21 protein-coding genes are annotated in these 20,679 nt (G+C 60.2%); 13 read left to right on the forward strand and 8 right to left on the reverse strand.

What is annotated here, in order from left to right; all coding sequences use genetic code 11:
* Positions 1-65 precede the first annotated feature (65 nt).
* From AC1DQM_RS22615 to AC1DQM_RS22625, 3 genes are read left to right on the forward strand one after another with little or no spacing between them, the layout of a single operon-like run.
* Complete coding sequence (locus tag AC1DQM_RS22615) at positions 66-1,187, forward strand: glycosyltransferase family 4 protein (RefSeq protein ID WP_086944495.1); 1,122 nt, start codon at positions 66-68, stop codon at positions 1,185-1,187.
* The gene (locus AC1DQM_RS22620; RefSeq protein WP_477746887.1) at positions 1,180-1,956 is read left to right on the forward strand and encodes a DUF2334 domain-containing protein; all 777 of its coding nucleotides are present in this window, start codon (positions 1,180-1,182) and stop codon (positions 1,954-1,956) included. Before AC1DQM_RS22615 ends, AC1DQM_RS22620 begins: the two co-directional genes overlap by 8 nt.
* The gene (locus AC1DQM_RS22625) at positions 1,953-2,948 is read left to right on the forward strand and encodes a lysylphosphatidylglycerol synthase transmembrane domain-containing protein (RefSeq protein WP_138866910.1); all 996 of its coding nucleotides are present in this window, start codon (positions 1,953-1,955) and stop codon (positions 2,946-2,948) included. The genes AC1DQM_RS22620 and AC1DQM_RS22625 overlap by 4 nt, the downstream gene beginning before the upstream one ends.
* 151 nt (positions 2,949-3,099) lie before the next feature.
* Here the strand turns inward: AC1DQM_RS22625 and AC1DQM_RS22630 are convergent, their stop codons facing one another.
* Positions 3,100-3,276, reverse strand: coding sequence for a hypothetical protein (locus AC1DQM_RS22630; RefSeq protein WP_173861182.1), 177 nt, complete (start codon positions 3,274-3,276; stop codon positions 3,100-3,102).
* Positions 3,277-3,357: 81 nt separating this feature from the next.
* The gene (gene purU, locus AC1DQM_RS22635; RefSeq protein ID WP_018926525.1) at positions 3,358-4,206 is read right to left on the reverse strand and encodes a formyltetrahydrofolate deformylase; all 849 of its coding nucleotides are present in this window, start codon (positions 4,204-4,206) and stop codon (positions 3,358-3,360) included.
* A 327-nt stretch (positions 4,207-4,533) separates the two neighbouring features.
* Here purU and mvaT point away from each other — a divergent pair, with 327 nt between their 5' ends.
* A complete protein-coding gene (mvaT, locus tag AC1DQM_RS22640) occupies positions 4,534-4,911 on the forward strand; it encodes a histone-like nucleoid-structuring protein MvaT (protein ID WP_007903853.1) in 378 nt (125 codons plus the stop codon).
* A 98-nt stretch (positions 4,912-5,009) separates the two neighbouring features.
* Here mvaT and sbcB read toward each other — a convergent pair whose 3' ends face one another.
* Entirely contained in the window at positions 5,010-6,440 is a 1,431-nt protein-coding gene (gene sbcB, locus AC1DQM_RS22645) for an exodeoxyribonuclease I (protein ID WP_477746888.1), read from the reverse strand.
* Between the two features lie 183 nt (positions 6,441-6,623).
* Here sbcB and AC1DQM_RS22650 point away from each other — a divergent pair, with 183 nt between their 5' ends.
* The 8 genes from AC1DQM_RS22650 (at position 6,624) to AC1DQM_RS22685 (ending at position 14,601) form a co-directional block, all read left to right on the forward strand.
* Positions 6,624-7,349, forward strand: a complete 726-nt coding sequence (locus AC1DQM_RS22650; RefSeq protein WP_018926528.1) for an RDD family protein — start codon at positions 6,624-6,626, stop codon at positions 7,347-7,349.
* Positions 7,346-8,323, forward strand: coding sequence for a stage II sporulation protein M (locus AC1DQM_RS22655; protein ID WP_064616342.1), 978 nt, complete (start codon positions 7,346-7,348; stop codon positions 8,321-8,323). The genes AC1DQM_RS22650 and AC1DQM_RS22655 overlap by 4 nt, the downstream gene beginning before the upstream one ends.
* A complete protein-coding gene (locus AC1DQM_RS22660; RefSeq protein ID WP_477746889.1) occupies positions 8,310-9,854 on the forward strand; it encodes a DUF4129 domain-containing protein in 1,545 nt (514 codons plus the stop codon). Before AC1DQM_RS22655 ends, AC1DQM_RS22660 begins: the two co-directional genes overlap by 14 nt.
* Positions 9,851-11,014 carry a DUF4350 domain-containing protein gene (locus AC1DQM_RS22665; protein WP_477746890.1) on the forward strand — a complete coding sequence of 388 codons (1,164 nt, stop codon included), beginning with the start codon at positions 9,851-9,853 and terminating at the stop codon, positions 11,012-11,014. The genes AC1DQM_RS22660 and AC1DQM_RS22665 overlap by 4 nt, the downstream gene beginning before the upstream one ends.
* The gene (locus AC1DQM_RS22670; RefSeq protein ID WP_018926531.1) at positions 11,011-12,012 is read left to right on the forward strand and encodes an AAA family ATPase; all 1,002 of its coding nucleotides are present in this window, start codon (positions 11,011-11,013) and stop codon (positions 12,010-12,012) included. Before AC1DQM_RS22665 ends, AC1DQM_RS22670 begins: the two co-directional genes overlap by 4 nt.
* Positions 12,013-12,217: 205 nt before the next feature.
* Entirely contained in the window at positions 12,218-13,549 is a 1,332-nt protein-coding gene (locus AC1DQM_RS22675; RefSeq protein WP_477746891.1) for a DUF58 domain-containing protein, read from the forward strand.
* A gap of 142 nt (positions 13,550-13,691) precedes the next feature.
* Complete coding sequence (locus AC1DQM_RS22680; protein ID WP_064616337.1) at positions 13,692-13,940, forward strand: hypothetical protein; 249 nt, start codon at positions 13,692-13,694, stop codon at positions 13,938-13,940.
* A 274-nt stretch (positions 13,941-14,214) separates the two neighbouring features.
* A complete protein-coding gene (locus tag AC1DQM_RS22685; protein WP_371924385.1) occupies positions 14,215-14,601 on the forward strand; it encodes a DUF6124 family protein in 387 nt (128 codons plus the stop codon).
* 53 nt (positions 14,602-14,654) lie between these two features.
* Here AC1DQM_RS22685 and AC1DQM_RS22690 read toward each other — a convergent pair whose 3' ends face one another.
* Together AC1DQM_RS22690 and AC1DQM_RS22695 are read right to left on the reverse strand one after the other, a co-directional pair.
* Positions 14,655-15,014, reverse strand: a complete 360-nt coding sequence (locus AC1DQM_RS22690; RefSeq protein ID WP_477746892.1) for a PilZ domain-containing protein — start codon at positions 15,012-15,014, stop codon at positions 14,655-14,657.
* Positions 15,015-15,251: 237 nt separating this feature from the next.
* Entirely contained in the window at positions 15,252-15,626 is a 375-nt protein-coding gene (locus AC1DQM_RS22695) for a tetratricopeptide repeat protein (RefSeq protein WP_064616335.1), read from the reverse strand.
* Positions 15,627-15,799: 173 nt separating this feature from the next.
* Between AC1DQM_RS22695 and pyk the strand changes: the two genes are divergently transcribed.
* Positions 15,800-17,251, forward strand: a complete 1,452-nt coding sequence (gene pyk / locus AC1DQM_RS22700) for a pyruvate kinase (protein WP_018926537.1) — start codon at positions 15,800-15,802, stop codon at positions 17,249-17,251.
* 97 nt (positions 17,252-17,348) lie between these two features.
* Here the strand turns inward: pyk and AC1DQM_RS22705 are convergent, their stop codons facing one another.
* The 3 genes from AC1DQM_RS22705 to AC1DQM_RS22715 form a co-directional block, all read right to left on the reverse strand.
* On the reverse strand, positions 17,349-18,098 hold the full coding sequence (locus AC1DQM_RS22705; protein ID WP_064616334.1) for an enoyl-CoA hydratase-related protein: 750 nt from the start codon (positions 18,096-18,098) through the stop codon (positions 17,349-17,351).
* A gap of 148 nt (positions 18,099-18,246) precedes the next feature.
* Positions 18,247-19,182, reverse strand: a complete 936-nt coding sequence (locus AC1DQM_RS22710) for an iron-sulfur-binding ferredoxin reductase (RefSeq protein WP_018926539.1) — start codon at positions 19,180-19,182, stop codon at positions 18,247-18,249.
* Positions 19,175-20,281, reverse strand: coding sequence for a GGDEF domain-containing protein (locus AC1DQM_RS22715; protein ID WP_026286454.1), 1,107 nt, complete (start codon positions 20,279-20,281; stop codon positions 19,175-19,177). The genes AC1DQM_RS22710 and AC1DQM_RS22715 overlap by 8 nt, the downstream gene beginning before the upstream one ends.
* Positions 20,282-20,679 lie beyond the last annotated feature (398 nt).

Here is a 20,679-nt window from a genome sequence, read left to right on the forward strand (position 1 = left end):
AAAACCCAACCGAACATCTATCCTTCATATAGGTCAACCAAAGGGAGCACATCGAACCCGGAGGGATGTTCATCGTGCATATCGCTGACATAACCATGTTCTACGCCCCTGCCAGCGGTGGCGTGCGCACGTATCTGGATGCCAAGCACCGTCGTTTGGGCATCAAACCCGGCATTTGCCATAGCCTGCTGATCCCAGGGGCGCATTTGAGTGAACAGGATGGTGTCTATACGGTTCCGGCCCCCGCCCTGCCCTTCGGCAAGGGTTATCGCTTCCCCCTCCGTCTCGGGCCGTGGCGCAATGTTCTGCGAGATTTACAACCCGATCTGATTGAAGTCGGCGACCCTTACCTGACCGCCTGGGCCGCTTTGGACGCCAAGCGACAACTCGATGTGCCGGTAATCGGTTTTTATCACTCCGACCTGCCGATGCTGGTCAGCAATCGCATGGGCAACTGGGTTACACCCAATGTCGAGGCTTATGTCAGCAAGCTCTACGGCAACTTCGACCGGGTTCTGGCGCCAAGCCAGGTCATGGCCGACAAACTGATCGGGTTGGGGGTGAAGAACGTTTTCGTACAGCCCTTGGGCGTCGACCTGCAAACGTTCAACCCCAGCGTTCGGGATCCAGGCCTGCGGGCCGAATTGGGCATCGATGAAAACACTCACCTGCTGATCTTCGCCGGCCGTGGCTCCAAGGAAAAAAACCTGCCGGTGCTGCTCAACTGCATGAAACGCCTGGGTCGTCGCTACCACTTGCTGCTGGTGGGCTCGTCGATGCCGACCCTGGTGCCGCGCAATGTCACCGTCCTCGATGAATTCTGCCCGGCAGCGCAAGTCGCACGCCTGATGGCCAGCGCCGACGCGCTGGTGCATGCCGGCGACCAGGAAACCTTTGGCCTGGTGGTTCTCGAAGCCATGGCCAGTGGCATTCCCGTGGTGGCCGTGGCGGCCGGGGCTTTCCGGGAGATTGTCACCGATCAATGCGGCTTGCTCTGCGCGCCGAACAATCCAGTGGCGATGGCCAACACCGTTCGCGAACTGTTCAGCCAAGGCAGCGCCGCGTTGGGCAAACAGGCCCGACGGCATGTCGAGCAACATTACGCCTGGGACACCGTGGTCCACAGCCTGCTGGGGCACTATCACGCCGTACTCGGCACGCAATGGCCGCTGATCGCCAATGGCTGAGCCCATGAACACACCCGGTCTGTTATTGGTGCTACACGACGTTGCACCCCAGACCTGGCCCGATTACCAGGCCTTCGTCGAAGCCGTCGACGCATTGGGTACAGTGCCGATGACCTGGCTGGTGGTGCCGAATTTCCACAAACATGACGACCTTGACGCACATCCGGAGTTTCGACGTTTGCTGAGCCGTCGCGTCGCTCGCGGCGACGAACTGGTACTGCACGGTTACTACCATTGCGATGAAGGGCCGATTCCCACCACTCCCCGAGACTGGTTCATGCGCAGGATCTATACCCATGAAGGCGAGTTCTATGACCTGCCTCTAGACGCCGCCCTCGCCCGCCTGCGCGCCGGAATCGAGGTATTCCATCGCTACAACTGGCCGCTCGAAGGCTTTGTCGCCCCCGCCTGGCTGATGAGCGAAGGCACCCGTCAGGCGTTGCGTCAGTTACCGCTGCGCTACACCAGCGATTCGCAGCACCTGTATCGTTTGCCGGATTTCACTGCGATCGATGCCCCAGGCCTGGTCTGGAGCGCACGCAGCGCCTGGCGCCGTGGCCTGTCGAAAATCGTCAGCGATCAGCGCGAACAGCGCTGGCGCCAGGCGCCGGTGATTCGTCTCGGCTTGCACCCGGTGGACATGCGCCATGAGTTCTCGCGTCAATATTGGCTGCAAACGCTCAAGCGCTTGCTCGACGAGGGCCGTGTGCCGATGACCAAGGCCGGTTGGTTGAAACTGCAACGCGACCCCATCGGTCGCGCAGCATGAGCCGGGGAATTCTGCTGGTCATAGCGCTGCTCGCTGCGGTGCTCATCCCGGCGTTGCTGGGCGGCGGCGAGACATGGTCGCGGTTGCAACGCTTCCCGCTGGAATGGCTGCTGATCATGTTCGGCATGATCCTGTTGTGCTGGGTGCTCAACACCCTGCGCTTGCGCCTGTTGCTGGGCGATCAGCGTGACAAGGTGAGCCGACTCAAAAGCCTCGGGGTGGTGATGTCCGCCGAGTTCGCCTATTGCGCCACCCCCGGTGGCAGCGGCGGCCCGCTGACCATCATGGCCCTGTTGGCGCGCCACGGCGTGCGGCCGGCCAGGGGCAGCGCCGTGTTCGCCATGGACCAGTTGAGCGACTTGCTGTTTTTTCTCTGCGCGCTGAGCGCGATTCTGATTTATGCACTGTTCCAGCACCTCAGTCAGCGCCTGGAATGGATGCTGACGGTCAGCGCCATCTCGTTGTTCGGCGGGCTGTTCAGCTGTGTATTGATGGCTCGCTGCCACCGTTCGCTGATTCGCCTGAGTGGTCGGTTGCTCGCCCGTTTCAATGTCAAGGAAGCGACCCGGCTTCGTTGGGCGCGAAAGCTCCTGCACTTCCTGGCGGCATTCACCGACACACTGAAGTTACCCTTTCAAACATTGATCACGGTGTTTGCCCTGACCTGTCTGCATTGGGTCTTGCGGTATAGCGTGCTGTATCTGGCGTTACGCGGGCTGGGCGTGGACTTGCAATGGGCCTGGTGCTTTCTGATCCAGATGCTGTCATTGAGTGCGGGGCAATTCAGTCTGTTGCCGGGCGGTGCCGGGGCGGCGGAACTGACATCGGCGGCGCTGCTGGCGCCGATGGTGGGGAAATCCACCGCGGCGGCAGCGATTCTGATCTGGCGGACGGTGACTTATTACTTCTATCTGGTGGTCGGTGGCCCGGTGTTTCTGCTGATGCTCGGGCGGCCATTGCTGAAGAAGTTGATGAAGTTCAAGCAAGCTTAAAGATCATCTGTGGCGAAGGGGCTTGTCGGAACGCCGCACCGCCCCTTCGGCGGCGCAGCCGTCGCAAGATCAGCACGCAAGGTCTACCTGAAAGAGTGCCGGGGCCGCTTCGCAGCCCAACGGGGGCAAGCCCCCTCGCCACAGGGGCTTTTCAGGCACCACCGGCTGTATCTTCAGAATCGTCCTGCAACTGCTCCCACAACTCGGCGGCGCCGGGAAACTCCGTGCCGTCTTCGGGGCTCAGGTCGTCCGGATCGTAGCGGCTCAAACAGCCCTCGCCCAATGTGGCGGGCGCCTTGGAAACGGCTTTATCCAGCGGATCGGCCATGGTCATGTCCTCGGTGCAGAAACGGCGAAGGGCCTGAAGCGATTGAACGCCCAGGCCCTTCGGATTTCAACCGTATGGTTGTCAGAACACGACGGTTTTGTTGCCGTGCACCAACACCCGGTCTTCCAGGTGATAACGCAGACCACGGGCCAGCACCATTTTCTCGACGTCACGACCGAAGCGCACCATGTCTTCAATACTGTCGCTGTGGCTGACACGCACCACGTCCTGCTCGATGATCGGACCGGCGTCCAGCTCTTCGGTGACATAGTGGCAAGTGGCACCGATCAACTTCACACCGCGCATCGAAGCCTGATGATACGGCTTGGCGCCGACGAACGACGGCAGGAAGCTGTGGTGAATGTTGATGACTTTGTGGGCATATTCGCTGCACAAGTCAGGCGGCAGAATCTGCATGTAACGGGCAAGTACCACCACTTCGGCGTCGTGCTGTTTGACCAGGCGCGAGACTTCGGCGAAGGCCGGTTCCTTGTCCTGCGGGTTGACCGGTACATGGTAGTAAGGAATACCGTGCCACTCGACCATGCTGCGCAAATCGTCATGGTTGGAAATCACGCAGGCGATTTCGCAGTCCAGTTCGTCGCTGTGCCAGCGGTGCAACAAGTCAGCCAGGCAATGGGACTCACGGCTGGCCATCAACACCACGCGCTTCTTCTGCTCGGTGTCGGTGATGCGCCAGTCCATCGAGAACTCTTGGGCAATCGGTGCAAACGCTTCGCGAAAGGCTTCGATACCGAAAGGCAGCGAATCGGCACGAATTTCGTGACGCATGAAGAACCAGCCACTCTGATTGTCCGAGTGATGGCTCGCTTCAGTGATCCAGCCGTTATGTGACGCCAGAAAGTTACTGACTTTAGCAACGATACCGACGCGGTCCGGGCAAGCAATCACCAGCCGAAAAGTGCGCATGAGGGGGAAACTCCAGAACTTCGCAAAGGCCGCCATTCTAGCGATTGCGCAGCAAAACTGCAGTATTGATGACGCGCGGCTGCGGATTGCGGTCATCGGCACAGGTTCCGGCGGTGTCATACGCCAGTGCATGGTGCTCTTGTAGCCAGCCTTCAAGAGGTTAACTGTGAATATTTGTGACGCTATTTAACTGTCTCTCCAATGTGTGTCCTATTCACCGCAACTAATTTAAGTAAAACTTCGGTTAAATGTTTACTTGATGAAACACCCTGACTATTATTGTCGCACTGTCACCCTGTCATCCAGCGCCAACATAAGGTAGTCCTCATGTCCTTGATCAACGAATATCGCGCCACCGAAGAAGCTATCAAAGAGCTGCAAGCCCGTTTGAAGAACCTGTCCCAAGACGACAAACTGCAAACCGAGCTGGAATTCGAAGGCAAATTGCGCACCCTGATGGGCGAATACTCCAAATCCCTGCGTGACATCATTGCCCTATTGGATCCAGAGTCCAAAACCAAGGCTCCACGTGGCGGCGCAGTAAAAACTACTGGCACCAAGCGTGCTCGCAAAGTTAAACAATACAAAAACCCGCACAACGGCGAAGTCATCGAAACCAAAGGTGGCAACCACAAAACTCTGAAAGAGTGGAAAGCCAAGTGGGGCGGTGACGTGGTTGAAAGCTGGGCTACCCTGCTGGGCTAAGCCGCAAGCGCGTCGCAGACTGATCCGCGACCAAAAGAACGCCAGCAAATGCTGGCGTTTTTTTATGCCCGGAATTCAATCGCAAGTCATTTTCGTTTTCAAAGATTCAAACGTTTGCGTAATGCCTGGACATGAATCTGCCATTCATCCAGGACCTCTTGCTGAAACGATGCAGGACTAATCGTCAATTGGGCGGCCGCTGTCAGAAAACTTTCCAGCGTATTGGGAGCGCCCCACTCCGGTGCGGACAAACGTTGCTGACAGAATATTCGCCAGCGCTCTTGCTCTTCCAGGCTCAACGTATCGGGAAAGTTGCGTGCGCGATAACGAAATAATAATTCAGGCAAGCGTTCATCATCGAAAGGCCACTGCTCTTGTGCTAATTGCGCAGGGTCGGCGGCTCTGACTTGCTCACATAGACGTCGATCCCGATCGCCAATAAAACCGTCGTATAACTGTTGCTCGGGATCCAGGCTCGCAGCGAAATCCTCACGAGCATAAATTCCCGAGACTTTATCTTGCCAAAGTTGTTGTGCGGCACTTAGCCGCAGCGCCCGTTCCTGATAGAGCGCCATGTCCAGCCCCAAACGTTGCTGATCTTCGGGACGAAGTACCGATAACGGCGCCACGACCGGGCACTTGTTGATGTGTATGAGCTTGAGCGGCACGGGCAGTTCGCCTTCGGCCAGATCGTCACGGCGTGTATAAAGCCGCTGACGCAAGGTTTCGGTATCCAGATCGAGCAGCCCCTGAGGGTCCAGGTGCAGGTCACAGACAATCAGCGCGTTGCGATTGCGTGGATGCCAGGCCAGTGGCAGTACCACGCCGACATAATGGCGGGCCGCCGAAAAGCGTCCGGAAATGTGCACCATCGGCTGCAACAGCCGAATCTGGTCCATCACCTTTTGTTTGCTGCGTAACTGAAACAGCCAGTCATACAACTTCGGCTGTTTTTCACGAATCAGACGCGCCAGGGCGATTGTGGCGCGAACATCCGATAGCGCCTCGTGGGCATTTCCGTGATCGATGCCATTGGCGGCGGTCAGGCGTTCGAGCTTGAGCGTCACCCGCCCTTCGTCATCCGTGGGCCAGACGAAGCCATCGGGACGCAACGCATAAGCCGCGCGCACGATGTCGATCAGGTCCCAGCGGCTGTTGCCGCCCTGCCACTCCCGTGCGTAGGGGTCGAAAAAGTTTCGATACAGGCTGTAACGGGTCATCTCGTCGTCGAAACGCAGCGTGTTGTACCCTGCCCCACAAGTGCCGGGCAGGGCGAGCTGGGCATGAACCCGTGTCATGAAATCGGCTTCGCTCAAACCTTGCTCGGCCAGAAGGCCAGGCGTGATACCGGTGATCGCGCAGGCTGCCGGATGCGGCAGGATGTCGTCACTGGGCTGGCAGTAGAGATTAACCGGCTCGTCTATTTCATTGAGATCGAAGTCAGTGCGAATCCCCGCCACTTGCAACGGACGGTCGCAACGGGGGTTGATGCCAGTGGTTTCGTAGTCGTACCAGAAGATCGAGGTCACGGGTTGTTCCTGAACAGAAGACCGGCGAAGTCTAGGCGCACACAGGCTGCCTCGACCAGAAATGTTGTCATTCAATCACCTCCGGCCGCATACCGTGCAATACATAGTTATGTCGTTTCCCCCCGAGAGGCTGCTAGCATCGAACGGACATCGAATCGCAAACCGGCCACAGCAAGGTTGCCCATGCTCGAGACCACAGCACTGCCACGGAAAGCAACGCTGGCCCCGCCACTGGATACGCGGTATCAGGTCGAAACGCCCGAAGGCATCGACTTGCCACTGCGCCCGGCCGGGTTGATGGTCCGTGCGCTAGCGTTCACCATCGACCTGGGCCTGCGCGGGTTGATCCTGGGCCTGCTGTTCATGGTGCTGGCGTTCCTCGGCAAACTCGGCGCCGGGCTTGGCTCGATTTTGCTGTTCGTGGTGAGCTGGTGGTACATGGTGCTGTTCGAGGTGCTCAATCAGGGGCGCTCGCCGGGCAAGCAATGGATGGGATTGCGCGTGGTGCACGACGATGGCACCCCGATCGGCTGGTCCGCGTCCTTGCTGCGCAACCTGTTGCGATTTGTCGACATGTTGCCGTTCGGCTACTTCCTCGGGGCGATCAGTTGCCTGCAACATCCCACCTTCAAACGCCTCGGCGACCTGGCCGCCGGCACGCTGGTGATCTACCGCGAACAACCGCTCACCCGACCGCAGTTACCCGATGCCCCGCCGCGCCGTGCCGCTTTCGCGCTGACGCTGACCGAGCAACGCGCCATCCTCGGGTTTGCCGAGCGCCAGGGTGAACTCTCCGAGGCGCGGGCAGGTGAACTCGCCTCGATACTCGCGCAACCGCTGCACGTTTCAGCGCCGCAGGCCGTGGCCGAACTCAACGGCATCGCCCGCGGACTGTTGGGCCCGACATGAAGCAAAGCCTATTCGAAAGCCGCCACAAGACCGAATGGGAGCAGTTTGCACTCATGCTCGAACGGCTGGAACGCGGCAAGGAAACCTCGCGAGTCGCCAGCTTCCCCAGCGACTATCGACGGCTCTGCCAACACCTGGCCCTGGCTCAGGAGCGTGGTTACAGCAGCTTTTTGGTCGACTCGTTACAGCAACAAGTGCTGCGCGGGCATCAACAGCTTTATCGGCATCGCAGTTGGCTGAGGGCCAACGTACTGAGCTTCATCCTTGCCGACTTCCCGCGACTGGTGCGCGAACAATGGCCCTTCGTGCTTGCCGCCAGCCTGATATTTTTTGGCAGCCTGATTGGCATCGGGCTGCTGGTGTATCTGTTCCCGGAACTGGTCTACAACCTGATCCCGGCCGAGCAGGTCAGTGAGATGCAAAGCATGTACGACCCCGTCGCCGGTCATCTGGGGCGCTTGGCAGAACGGGCGGCCAGTGAAGACTGGGAGATGTTCGGTTACTACATCATGCACAACATCGGCATCGCGTTTCAGACCTTCGCCAGCGGTTTGCTGTTTGGCCTGGGCAGCGCGTTTTTCCTGTTCTTCAACGGCTTGATGATCGGTGCGGTGGCCGGGCACCTGACGCACATCGGCTACGGGCAAACCTTCTGGTCATTCGTGATCGGGCACGGCGCCTTCGAACTGAGCGCCATTGCCCTGGCCGGTGCCGCCGGCCTGCAACTGGGCTGGGCGTTGATCGCGCCGGGACGTTTGCCCCGCGCCGAAGCCCTGCGAGTGGCGGCGAGCAAGAGCGTGTTGCTGATTTGCGGGGTCATGCTGTTTTTGTTGATTGCAGCGTTTATAGAAGCCTACTGGTCGTCGCGGACCGGAGTCACGCCGCTGACCAAATACCTGGTCGGCGCAGCGCTCTGGGTGTTGGTCGCGACTTATCTGCTGTTTGCCGGACGGACCCGCCATGCGCCTGAGTGACGCCAGTGCAGTGATTCGCCCACGCACAAACTGGGAAGCCATGGACCTGGGGGTGCTGCTGAGTCAGCGCCATCGACGCCTGTTGATGACCAGTTGGGCGATCGTGACCCTACCGATTTTTACCTTGCTCAGCTTGATGCTGTGGGAGTCGCCCTCCCTCGCCCTGTTCCTGTTCTGGTGGCTCAAACCGGCGTTCGATCGGCTGCCGCTGTACATCCTGTCCAAAGCCATGTTCGGCGAAACACCCACGCTGAAACAGGCCCTGCGCCAATGGCCGCGCCTGCTCCCGCCGCAACTGCTGGCCAGCCTGACCTGGCGCCGCCTGAGCCTGAGCCGCAGCTTTCTGATGCCGGTGGTACAACTCGAAGGCCTGGAGGGCGAAGCACGACAACAGCGTTTACGCGTGCTGTTGCAGCGCAATGCCGGTGCCGCGCAATGGCTGACGATCATCGGCGTGCACCTGGAAACCGCGTTGTGGATCGGCCTGATGGTGCTGTTCTACATGCTCCTGCCACTGCAGGTCGAAATCGACTGGGGCTGGCAGACCTTGATTGCCGCCGCCACACAAGACTGGCGCTGGCTGGAACACCTGACCAATGCTTTTTACGCCCTGGTGCTGGTGGTCTGGGAACCGATTTATGTCGCCTGTGGTTTCAGCCTTTACCTGAACCGGCGCACACGGCTGGAAGCCTGGGACATCGAACTGGTGTTCCGCCGCTTGCGCCAACGCCTGAGCAGCGCAGTCATCACGCTACTGCTGGCGGCGTTTGTGCTGGTGCCGACGGGGCAAAGCGTATGGGCCGCCGAACCGGGCATGTCACCGGACAGCCCGCGTCTGCTGGAGCAACCGCTGACCAGTCAGGCATCCCGAGACAGCATCAAGGCCATCCTCGATCAGCCACCGTTCAAGAACAAGGAAACGGTGACCCGCTATCGGTTTGGCGAAGACAAGCCCAACGACGATACTGCGCACGGTGGTCAAACACCCGCCTGGCTGAAAGCGCTGTTCAGTTTGCTCGACAGCCAACGTTTCGGCGCATTGGCCAACCTGATCGAGGTGTTGCTGTGGGGCGCGGTGATCGGCGCCATTGGCCTGTTTATCTGGCGTTACCGCGACTGGTTGCAGGCGTTCGTCAGCCGCCGGCCAGCACTCAACCGAAAAGTGACGCGACCATTGCCGCAGCAGGCGTTCGGCCTGGACCTCAACCGCGAAACCCTGCCCGCCGATATTGCGGCCAGCGCCGAAAGTCTCTGGCAAACCAACCCGCGTGAAGCCCTTGGCTTGCTCTATCGCGCCTTGCTCAGCCACTTGCTGAACGACTTCGACATGACGCTCAAGCCCGCCGACACCGAAGGCGAAGTGCTTCAGCGCGTTGAACATTTGAAGCAACCGGCGTTGCTGGCCTTCAGCAAAAACCTGACTGCACACTGGCAGAACATGGCCTACGGGCATCGCCTGCCACCGGCGCATTTGCAACAGGAACTGTGTGACGGCTGGCGCGCATTGTTCGGCCCCGGAGCGGTCCGTTGAATCGCAGGGCATGGCTGGCGGTCGGCGTGTTCATCGTCGTGCTCTTGGGTGCGCTGAGTGTTTACCTGTATTTCAAGGCCACACCCTATCAGGTACAAATCGAACACGGCCCGTCCCCTGAAGCCCAGGCCAATCCCTACCTGGCCGCCGAGCATTTTCTGCGCAAACAGGGCCTGACCGTCAGCCACGCCAACAGCCTCGACATCCTGCCGACCCTCGAACCGCGTCAGCACAGCCTGTTGTTGCTCGGCGACCGCTCGAACATGTCGCCGCGCCAGGTGGATCAGGTGTTGAACTGGACCCGGGCCGGTGGGCGCCTGGTATTCGTCGCCGAAGCCCTGTGGGATGAAAAGACCGGCCAAAGCAATGACCTGCTGCTCGACCGGGTGCAGTTGCACCAGTTCCTGAGCAAAGACCTCAAGGACTCGCCTCCCGATCTGCGCGATGATCCCTTCCCCAAACTGACCAAGCTCTACCTGGAAAACGAAGAGGCGCCGGCCTACTTCAGCTTCGATACTGCGTTCCACCTCGACGACCCGAAAAACCTCGCCCAGGCCTGGGCCAACAGTGGCAAGGCCACGCACATGATGCAGCTGAGCCACGGGCTGGGTTCGATCACCGTGGTCACCGATGCCGACCTCTGGAAAACCCCGGCCATCAACCAGTACGACAACGCCTGGCTGCTGTGGTACCTGACGGCCGACACCGATGTGACCCTGCTGTTCAATACCGAGCGCGACAGTCTGCTGACCTTGTTGTGGCGTTACTTTCCCCAAGCCCTGGTGGCCCTGATCGCCTTGGTCGCTTTGGGTTTCTGGCACGTTGGCGTGCGCAGCGGCCCGTTGCTGGAGCCGGCCCCAAGGGCGCGTCGGCATCTTCAGGAACACCTGCGCGCAAGCGCCGATTTCATGCTGCGCCGCAGCGGTCAGCACAGCCTGTTGCACGCCTTGCAGCAAGACATCCTGCGTCGTGTCCGCCACCGTCATCCCGGTTTTGAACAACTCGGCGTCGCCGAACAATGGCTGGTGCTCGCACGCCTGACCGGCCACCCCACACGCGCCATCAGCCAGGCCATGAGCCCGCGACCGAAACAGCGGCTGTCCAGCGCTGAATTCAGCCGTCAGGTCGCCCACCTGCAAACCTTGAGGAACGCCTTATGAGTGAACAGATCGAGCCCGGCACCCAGACCCACGCCGCCCAGCAGCGCCAGCGCGCCAGCCAGTTGGCCCAGGCGATAAGAACGGAATTGCAAAAAGCGGTGATTGGCCAGAACACCGTGATCGACGATGTGCTCACCGCCCTGATCGCCGGCGGCCATGTGCTGCTCGAAGGCGTGCCGGGGTTGGGCAAGACGTTGCTGGTGCGCGCCCTCGCCCGTTGCTTCGGTGGCGAATACGCCCGCATCCAGTTCACCCCGGACCTGATGCCCAGCGACGTCACCGGGCATGCGGTGTACGACCTGCAAACCGAGCAATTCAAACTGCGCAAAGGCCCGTTGTTCACCAACCTGCTGCTGGCCGATGAAATCAACCGCGCCCCGGCAAAAACCCAGGCCGCGTTGCTCGAAGCCATGCAGGAACGCCAGGTCACCCTCGAAGGCCGCGCTTTGCCCATCGCGCAACCGTTCATGGTGCTGGCCACGCAAAACCCCATCGAACAGGAAGGCACTTACCCGTTACCCGAAGCCGAGCTCGACCGCTTCATGCTCAAGGTGCGCATGGACTACCCCGAGGCCGATCAGGAACTGGACATGGTGCGTCAGGTCAGCCGCTCGACCCGCGCCGACATGCTCGATGTACAACCGCTGCGCACCGTGTTGCAAGCCAAGGACGTGCTGGCCTTGCAGCGCATTGCCAGTGACCTGCCGCTGGACGATCAGGTGCTCGATTACGCCGTGCGCCTGGCCCGCACCACCCGCACCTGGCCAGGCCTGACTCTCGGCGCCGGGCCTCGCGCCTCCATCGCCCTGGCACGTTGCGCCCGCGCCCGCGCCTTGTTGCGCGGGGGCGAGTTCGTGATTCCCGACGACATCAAAGGTTGCGCCCTGGCGGTACTGCGTCACCGCGTGCGGATTGCCCCGGAGCTGGACATCGAAGGGCTGGACGTCGATCAGGTGCTCAAGCAACTGCTCGACCAAGTGCCGGCGCCACGGTTATGACCCCCTCTATTTCGTTACACGCCACTCCTGTGGCGAGGGGGCTTGCCCCCGTTGGGTTGCGAAGCGACCCCAAAACCTGCAATCGCATATCGACAGACACACCGCGGTTGTCGGGTTTGCGACTGCTTCGCAGCCGAACGCGGGCAAGCCCGCTCGCCACAGAATTACCGTGCCAGACCAACCCTTGCCACGAAGTCGCGACGCCATGAAACCCTCGCGCCTGCTCTTGACCTGGCTCACTATCCTGCTGGCCATCGGCATCGTGCTGGGCGCCTTACGGGCGCTGGACATCGCCGTTCCATCTAGCCTTTTATCGATCAACTGGGGATTACTGCTGGCCCTGCTGGCCCTGGCGATACTCGACGCCATTCGCCTCAAGCGTTTGCCCTCACCGCGCCTCCAGCGACAAATGCCCGGCAGCCTGGCACTCGGTCGATGGAGCGAAGTGCGACTGGAGGTCGAGCATGATTTTACCCAGCCACTGAACATTCAGATCTTCGACCACGTACCCGACGGCCTGAGCGTCGAAAACCTGCCCCTGTCGGTCGAACTGCAACCCGGCCAACAGAGCCAGATCAGCTACCGCCTGCGCCCGCTCATGCGCGGCCATTTCAGCTTCGAATACTGCGAAATCAACCTGCCGAGCCCCATGGGGTTGTGGTCCGACAAACGCCTGCTCAACATACCCGACACCACCCGCGTCTACCCCGACTTCGCCCGCCTCTACGGCGGCCAGTTGCTGGCGGTGGACAATTGGCTCAGCCAACTCGGCGTACGCCAGCGCCAACGTCGCGGCCTGGGCCTGGAATTCCATCAACTGCGCGAATTCCGCGAAGGCGACAGCCTGCGCCAAATCGACTGGAAAGCCACCGCCCGCCAACGCACCCCCATCGCCCGTGAATACCAGGACGAGCGCGACCAGCAAATCATCTTCATGCTCGATTGCGGCCGTCGCATGCGCAGCCAGGACGGCGAGCTCGCGCATTTCGATCACGCTCTCAATGCCTGCCTGTTGCTCAGCTACATCGCGTTGCGCCAGGGCGACGCGGTGGGCTTGAGCACCTTCGCCAGCAACCATCCGCACTACCTTGCCCCGGTCAAGGGCACAGGCCAGCTCAACGTATTGCTCAACAGTGTCTACGACCTCGACAGCACCCAACGCCCGGCCGACTACCAGGCTGCCGTCACGCAACTACTGGCCCGACAAAAACGCCGGGCACTGGTGGTGCTGGTGACCAACCTGCGGGATGAAGACGACGAAGAACTGCTGACTGCGGTCAAACGCCTGAGCAAACTGCATCGGGTGTTGGTGGCGAGCCTGCGTGAAGACTTGCTCGACAATCTACGGCACGCCCCGGTGCAGACCTTGCCTGAGGCGCTGGCCTATTGCGGGACGGTGGATTATTTGAATGACCGGGCGCAGCTCCATGAGCGGTTGAGTGCTCATGGAGTGCCGGTGGTGGATGCTCGGCCCCAAGAGTTGGGGGCCGAGTTGGTGACGGCGTATTTGGGGTGGAAAAAAGCTGGAACGATGTAACGTCGAATCGTATATAAAATCGTCATATCACGATGCCGACATGGATATGACGTGCGAGCACGTACGACAAGCCCTCAATCCGGGTACTTACGAAAACCAGTCCCACTCAACAACCTGAAAGCTCTATCGCAAGGAATCCATCATGGACGAGACAAAACTATTTGCTTCAGTGCTAACGCAGATCAATGAGAACCAACTGGCTTTGGGGGCCGCTATAGAAGAACTATCGAATTGGATAGCGCAACGAGGTGCTACCGAAATAGCGGATAACATCCGATGTGCATTGCAAGCGATAGATCGAAACCAAGAATTCATCTCTTTGGCACTTATTTCTATCTCCACCGATTTTAAAGAATCACAAGCTCCAAAAAAGCATGACCCTAATGACTAGCTAACCATCAAGAGTCGTAATTCTCCTCGGCTGTTACCCGATGCTCCTCATCGGGTAACAACTGACGTTCATGGTCAGTAATATGCTTGTTGTCCTCCTCCCGACTTCTCGAATAGCAGCGCTAACGGCTACAAAATGAAGCGCATCTGCCTACAAGTGTCAGCGACCCAGGCTGATTGTGGGTGGTGTCCGTCCCAACATAAGGTTCTCCTTCCCTCGCTGCCGTCCATTCGTCTACCTCCGAATCGGCGGTAGCTCCAACAAGGAGTTAACCGTGTCAATGCCTCGACCCAATTCACTCAATACCATCCCGCGCTCCCCCTACGGAACCCTCGACTCAAGAAAACTCCAAGACGCTGCCAACAGGGCTCTAGATCACTATCTCAAACAGGAAAACACTGAGCCGTGTTTTGCCAACGAACGCCCCACCGAGGAACGATCCATGAAAATGTTCACCGTTGTCCCCGATGCCAATCCCGAAGCCTTGACCATCGAGACCTACGAAACCTTTTCGACGGTCAGCATTCTGCTACTCGACCTGGCGGAAAGCCTGGACGACAAGCCGCGGCATCTGGCCATGGCAATTTACCGGATGAGTGAGTTGGGGCTGATGCTGGTAGAACGGTCGCTGGATAACGAGAAGGCGATTAAAACGACGTAGCGACGAATCCCAGTAGCAGCAGGCTGCGCCAGCTGCTACTGGTTGCGGATTTGTCAGGCTGAAGCAGGCAATGGCTGAAAGCTGAAATACTGCGTCAACGCATCCACCAATTGCCCGTACTCCGGCGGTGCCCGTTGCAGGCTGAACCCGGCGTCGTAATGATGGGGCGTGACGTCTTCATGGCACCACAGACAACACGCCTTCAGGTCAATGACCTGCTGGCAGCCGTCGCTGGCGGGGATTTTCAATCGCAGGTCAAAGTCGACGCCCACCATTATCGGCAACTGGCTGATAAGCATCAGCCCGTCGTTGGACAAGTTGCCCAGAAAGCCGATGGGTTTGTCGGTGACGCTGTTGAACACTTTCAGAAAATACGGCAGTTGATGCCGCTCGATCCGGCGGTCGGTAAACATGCGCAAATGGCCCAGCAAGGCCCTTAAGCAGGGCCGCACTAATGCTTCGGAACGTGCCGGCTGCTTGATAAGCCTGGGCGCGCTCTCCCCGATCCTGGTGCGTCAGCCCTTACAACGCTGACGTTTACTGCTGCCGATCACAGGTATCACCCCGGTTTAGAGGCAAGGTTCTAAAACCGATCTCTTGGACTATAGCTCACCACCGCCGGGCGGCCAGCCGTTGCATGACAGCGGCCATCAGAACTGCGTCGGGCGAACGGCCGCCGCGCTGCGCGTCGGGTAATGGCCCAGGCTCTGCAAGGTTTCCAGACGGGCACGGGCGCGATAGGCATATTCGCTTTGCGGGTACGAGGCAATGATGAACTGATAAGTCTGCGCCGCATCGATGAACAGCTTCTGCCGTTCCAGGCACTGGCCGCGCATCATCGACACTTCCGGCTGTACGTAGCGGCGGGAACGACTTTCACGATCGACCTTGGACAGTTCGAGCATCACCTGTTCGCAGTTGCCGCGTTCGTAGGCGCTGTAGGCATTGTTCAAATGATGGTCCATCGACCAATGGGTGCAGCCCGCAGCACTGAGGGCAAGGACGGCAATGAGCACGAATCGCATAAGGGGATCTCCTGTCTTGCGCTCTGTATCGACCCGTTGTCGGAAATCTTCAGGATGGCGTGCTGCAAAGTTGTCACGTTCAATAAAGAAAGCAATAAGTAGTGCAAACGAACAATGACTACACCCAAAGACCATAGTAGCCTCTGCTAGCGCTTGAACTCAGGAGTCTTTGCATGTCCGTTCGTCGTACCAAAATCGTCGCTACCCTTGGCCCGGCCAGTAACTCGCCGGAAGTTCTCGAACAGCTGATTCTGGCTGGCCTGGACGTCGCCCGCCTGAACTTCTCCCACGGCACCCCCGACGAGCACAAGGCTCGCGCGAAGCTGGTGCGTGACCTCGCTGCCAAGCACGGCCGCTTCGTCGCCCTGCTGGGTGACCTGCAAGGCCCGAAAATCCGTATCGCCAAATTCGCCAACAAGCGGATCGAGCTGAAGATCGGTGATCAATTCACCTTCTCCACCAGCCATCCGCTGACCGAAGGCAACCAGCAAGTGGTCGGCATCGACTACCCGGACCTGGTGAAAGACTGCGGCGTGGGCGACGAGCTGCTGCTCGACGACGGCCGCGTGGTGATGCGCGTCGATACCGCCACCGCCACCGAACTGAACTGCACCGTGACCATCGGCGGCCCGCTGTCGGACCATAAAGGCATCAACCGTCGCGGCGGTGGCCTGACGGCACCGGCCCTGACCGAGAAAGACAAGGCCGACATCAAGCTCGCCGCCGAAATGGAAGTCGACTACCTCGCCGTGTCCTTCCCCCGTGACGCCGCCGACATGGAATACGCCCGTCAACTGCGCGACGAAGCCGGCGGCACCGCCTGGCTGGTGGCGAAGATCGAACGCGCCGAAGCCGTGGCCGACGACGAAACCCTCGACGGCCTGATCAAGGCCTCCGACGCGGTGATGGTGGCCCGTGGTGACCTGGGTGTGGAAATCGGCGACGCTGAGCTTGTGGGCATTCAGAAGAAAATCATTCTGCACGCACGTCGCCACAACAAGGCCGTGATCGTCGCGACCCAGATGATGGAGTCGATGATCCAGAACCCGATGCCGACCCGCGCCGAAGTGTCCGACGTAGCCAACGCCGTGCTCGACTACACCGACGCCGTGATGCTCTCGGCTGAAAGTGCTGCTGGCCTGTACCCGCTGGAAGCGGTGCAAGCCATGGCGCGCATCTGCATCGGCGCTGAAAAGCACCCGACCAGCAAGACCTCCAGCCACCGCATCGGCAAGGAATTCGAGCGCTGCGACGAGAGCATCGCGCTGGCAACCATGTACACCGCCAACCACTTCCCAGGCGTGAAAGCGATCATCGCGCTGACCGAAAGCGGCTACACCCCGCTGATCATGTCGCGTATCCGCTCGTCGGTGCCGATTTACGCGTTCACTCCGCACCGCGAAGCCCAGGCCCGCGCAGCGATGTTCCGTGGCGTGTACACCGTTCCGTTCGACCCGGCCTCGCTGGCACCGAACGAAGTCAGCCAGAAAGCCATCGACGAGCTGGTCAAGCGCGGCGTCGTGCAGAAAGGTGACTGGGTGATCCTGACCAAGGGCGACAGCTACCACACCACCGGCGGTACCAACGGCATGAAGATCCTGCACGTGGGCGACCCGCAGGTCTGAGTGACCGATTGCTGAAAAACAAAAGCCCCGCCATGTGAATGGCGGGGCTTTTTTCGTCTGTGGTGATCGTTCCCACGCAGAGCGTGGGAACGATCGGTTAGTGTTTGCTGATAAACGCTGACAACGCCGCCATCGCTTCCGGCGAGCGCAACCGCTGGGTGAACAACGCGCCCTCTTCTTCTATGACCTGGCGCAGCTGTTCCCGGTCCGGCGCTTTCATCAATTGCTTGCTGATGCGCACCGCTTCCGGTGGCAAAGACTCGAACCGCAACGCCATCTCCCGCGCCTTGGCCAACGCCGCCTCGCCACTGCCCAAGGCCTCAGTCGCAATGCCCCACGCGGCGGCCTGTTCACCACTGAAACCTTCCCCAAGCAATAACAACTCCGCCGCTTTGGCCTGCCCAAGCAAGCGCGGCAGGATCAGGCTGGAGCCGAACTCCGGGCATAACCCCAGATTGACGAATGGCATGCGCAACCTCGCAGCCGCACTGACATAAACCAGATCGCAATGCAGCAGCATCGTCGTGCCGATCCCCACCGCCGCGCCGGCTACCGCAGCGATCACCGGCTTGCGGCACTCAAGAAGGCCGAGCATGAAGTGGAACACCGGGCTGTCGAGGTTGCCCGGCGGTTGCTGGATGAAGTCGGCGATGTCGTTGCCAGCCGTGAAGCATTCGGCGCTGCCGGTGATCAGCACGGCGTTGATGTCGGGATCGCTGTCGGCAAGCCGCAAGCCCTCCGCCAGTTGGCTGTACATGGCACGGTTCAGGGCGTTTTTCTTTTCCGGGCGGTTGAGGCGCAGGGTCAGTAAACCGCGCTCACGTTCAAACTGGATGGCGTCGGGCATGGCGTGTCCTGATCTGAGAGGATCAACTGTGGCGAGGGAGCTTGCTCCCGCTTGACCGGGCTGGCGCTCCAGTGCGCAGCGCTCACAAACTTTTGGGGCCGCTTCGCAGCCCAACGGGGGCGAGCCCCCTCGCCACAGCAATCAGCGCTCAACCATGGGGGACAAAGACATCCGCCAGCAGTTGATTGCGCGGCAAACCCGCCAGGTACAGGCGCCGGGCAAAGGCGTCGACGCTGTCGGGTGCTCCGCAGACTAAAGCCAGGGTTTGCCGGGAAACAAGGCGCAGTTGCGCCAAAGCCGCGGGCAACTCGGCCGCCGTCCACAGCTCGACATTAAGGTTTTCACGGCCCTCGGCCATGGCTTGCAGGGGTTTGGCCAGATAATGCTCACTGGCATCATGGGCCAGGTGAATGACGCGGATGGCGCCCTGGTGATGCTGACGCAACGCTTCGCGCAAGATGCCGAACAGCGGCCCCAGACCGGTGCCGGCCGCCAGTAACCACAGCGGGCGGGTGTGCCAGTCCGGATCGTAATGCAGCGCCCCGCCGCGCAACTCGCCGAGGCGGATCGGATCGCCGATTCTCAAGCGACGCGCCGCGTCACTGAACTCCCCCGGTTGACGGCAATCGAGGTGGAATTCCAGAAAGCGGTCTTCTTCCGGCAGGCTGGCCAGGGAATATGGCCGCGCCACCTGCCCCGCCCACAACACCAGATGCTGCCCCGCCTGATAGCGCAACGGGCGCTCGCTGCTCAGGCGCAAGCGCAACACGCTGGCGCTCAGCCAATCGCTGGCGACCACTTGCGCGGCAAGACCATCGCGCAGCGGGTCAAAAGTTTCGACTTGCAGATCGTCAACCACCTGGCACTGACAGGCCAACCGCCAACCCTGCTGGCGCTGTTCATTGCTCAAGGCATCGGGACGGCTGTCGCTGGGCAGGCCCTCGACACATTTGACCAGGCACGCGTGGCAACTGCCGGCGCGGCAGCTATAGGGCACCGGCACGCCGTTTTGATTGAGGGCATCGAGCAGGTTACTGCCTACCGCCACTGCCCATTGGCGTTCGCCGACCCGTAACTCAGGCATCGACATTCTCCCAGGCGGCCGCGCAACGGTTACGGCCGTCACGCTTGGCGCGGTACAGCGCCTGATCGGCGCGGTGCAAGGCGTGATCCAGATCGTGGCCCAGTTCCAACAAGGTCATGCCCGCCGACAGGCTGAGATGGGCGATCTCCAGGCCGACCAATTCGACATCCATGAAGGCTATGCGCAAGCGCTCGCAACAGGCCGTCAGGCGCTCGGCATCGCAATCGGGCAACAGCACCACGAATTCTTCACCGCCATAACGGGCCAGAATATCGCCATCGCGCAGGCAGGCCGTGGCCACTCCGGCGAATGCTTGCAGCACCTGATCACCGGCGGCGTGGCCGTGAACATCGTTGATGCGTTTGAAGTGGTCGAGGTCGATCAGCGCCAGGCCATGCACCACACCGACTTCCATGGCATTCAACTCGCGGGAGGCCAGGCGCAGGAAATGCCGGCGGTTGAACAGCCCGGTGAGTTCGTCGGTCGCCACCAGGCCTTCGAGCTGGCGCATCATCCCGCGCAGGGTGTCCTGATGCGCCTGCAAGGCGAACCGCCGCTGCCGCATACGCTGGCGCGACACCTGGACGTAACGGGCATAGAGCACCAGCCAGCCGAGCACCACAAACAGCACGCACACCTGCAACAGGGACTGCGTCGGGTCGTGCAGCTCGAAGTGGTAGAGCTCCCATAACGTGATGGCGCTGAAACTGAAAAACACCAGCAACGCGCAACGCACAAAAGCAATACGCGACAGATGAAACAGCCCGAACAACAGGATCAGCAGGTAAAACACCAGAAACGCACCGCGCGCCTCGTCCAGATGGGCGATCAGCCAGGATTGCCAACCCAGCCCCAGCAGAATTTGCACTTCGGTCAGGCTGGGGTCGGAACACCGCAGGTTCGTGCCGCTGTAAAACACCGCGAACAACACGGCCTGACTGAACACCGTCAACACGCTGCCGATCACCATGCCAGCAAGGGAGTCGTTGTAATGGCCGGTGAAAAACGCCAGCCACACCAGCAGCAAGGCCAGGGCATAAGTGCCGGCCGCAAGGGCAAAGCGTTTGAGCAAAAGCCGCTGGATGGCGTTATGGGTCAATCGTTGATTCACCGTGCGAAAGGAGGCTGTCAGAGTGTCCTACTCTACAGGCCGGATGCCACTTTAGTGGCGAGTCTGATAAATGACCATTCAATTTTTGTGGCGAAAATCTGGCGTCAAACCCATGACCCGCTTCCTGTGAGTCGAGCCTTGCTGCATTCCAGGTAGCAGCTGCCGAAGACTGCGTTCGCTGTAGCAGCTGTCGAGCTTGCGAGGCTGCTGCTACAGGTTCGCGTTGTGCGGCTATATTAGGATTCGTGGCGATCCGCACCGGCGATGTATGCGACCAACGTTTGACTGTCAACAGATGTACCCGCCTTTGATGCGCGGTATACTGCCGCGCCTTTTTAGCGTCGCGCCAGCATGCCCGGCGTGCCTTGAAAGGTGTCTGCGACCGA

Source organism: Pseudomonas sp. 01L34, assembly GCF_056400265.1.

Excerpts from the sequence above, each read along its gene's own strand:
- AC1DQM_RS22615 (WP_086944495.1), top strand. The coding sequence starts at position 66 with ATGTTCATCGTGCATATCGCTGACATAACCATGTTCTACGCCCCTGCC.
- AC1DQM_RS22620 (WP_477746887.1), top strand. The coding sequence starts at position 1,180 with ATGGCTGAGCCCATGAACACACCCGGTCTGTTATTGGTGCTACACGAC.
- AC1DQM_RS22625 (WP_138866910.1), top strand. The coding sequence starts at position 1,953 with ATGAGCCGGGGAATTCTGCTGGTCATAGCGCTGCTCGCTGCGGTGCTC.
- AC1DQM_RS22630 (WP_173861182.1), bottom strand. The coding sequence starts at position 3,276 with ATGGCCGATCCGCTGGATAAAGCCGTTTCCAAGGCGCCCGCCACATTG.
- purU (WP_018926525.1), bottom strand. The coding sequence starts at position 4,206 with ATGCGCACTTTTCGGCTGGTGATTGCTTGCCCGGACCGCGTCGGTATC.
- mvaT (WP_007903853.1), top strand. The coding sequence starts at position 4,534 with ATGTCCTTGATCAACGAATATCGCGCCACCGAAGAAGCTATCAAAGAG.
- AC1DQM_RS22650 (WP_018926528.1), top strand. The coding sequence starts at position 6,624 with ATGCTCGAGACCACAGCACTGCCACGGAAAGCAACGCTGGCCCCGCCA.
- AC1DQM_RS22655 (WP_064616342.1), top strand. The coding sequence starts at position 7,346 with ATGAAGCAAAGCCTATTCGAAAGCCGCCACAAGACCGAATGGGAGCAG.
- AC1DQM_RS22660 (WP_477746889.1), top strand. The coding sequence starts at position 8,310 with ATGCGCCTGAGTGACGCCAGTGCAGTGATTCGCCCACGCACAAACTGG.
- AC1DQM_RS22670 (WP_018926531.1), top strand. The coding sequence starts at position 11,011 with ATGAGTGAACAGATCGAGCCCGGCACCCAGACCCACGCCGCCCAGCAG.
- AC1DQM_RS22675 (WP_477746891.1), top strand. The coding sequence starts at position 12,218 with ATGAAACCCTCGCGCCTGCTCTTGACCTGGCTCACTATCCTGCTGGCC.
- AC1DQM_RS22680 (WP_064616337.1), top strand. The coding sequence starts at position 13,692 with ATGGACGAGACAAAACTATTTGCTTCAGTGCTAACGCAGATCAATGAG.
- AC1DQM_RS22690 (WP_477746892.1), bottom strand. The coding sequence starts at position 15,014 with ATGTTTACCGACCGCCGGATCGAGCGGCATCAACTGCCGTATTTTCTG.
- AC1DQM_RS22695 (WP_064616335.1), bottom strand. The coding sequence starts at position 15,626 with ATGCGATTCGTGCTCATTGCCGTCCTTGCCCTCAGTGCTGCGGGCTGC.
- pyk (WP_018926537.1), top strand. The coding sequence starts at position 15,800 with ATGTCCGTTCGTCGTACCAAAATCGTCGCTACCCTTGGCCCGGCCAGT.
- AC1DQM_RS22705 (WP_064616334.1), bottom strand. The coding sequence starts at position 18,098 with ATGCCCGACGCCATCCAGTTTGAACGTGAGCGCGGTTTACTGACCCTG.
- AC1DQM_RS22710 (WP_018926539.1), bottom strand. The coding sequence starts at position 19,182 with ATGCCTGAGTTACGGGTCGGCGAACGCCAATGGGCAGTGGCGGTAGGC.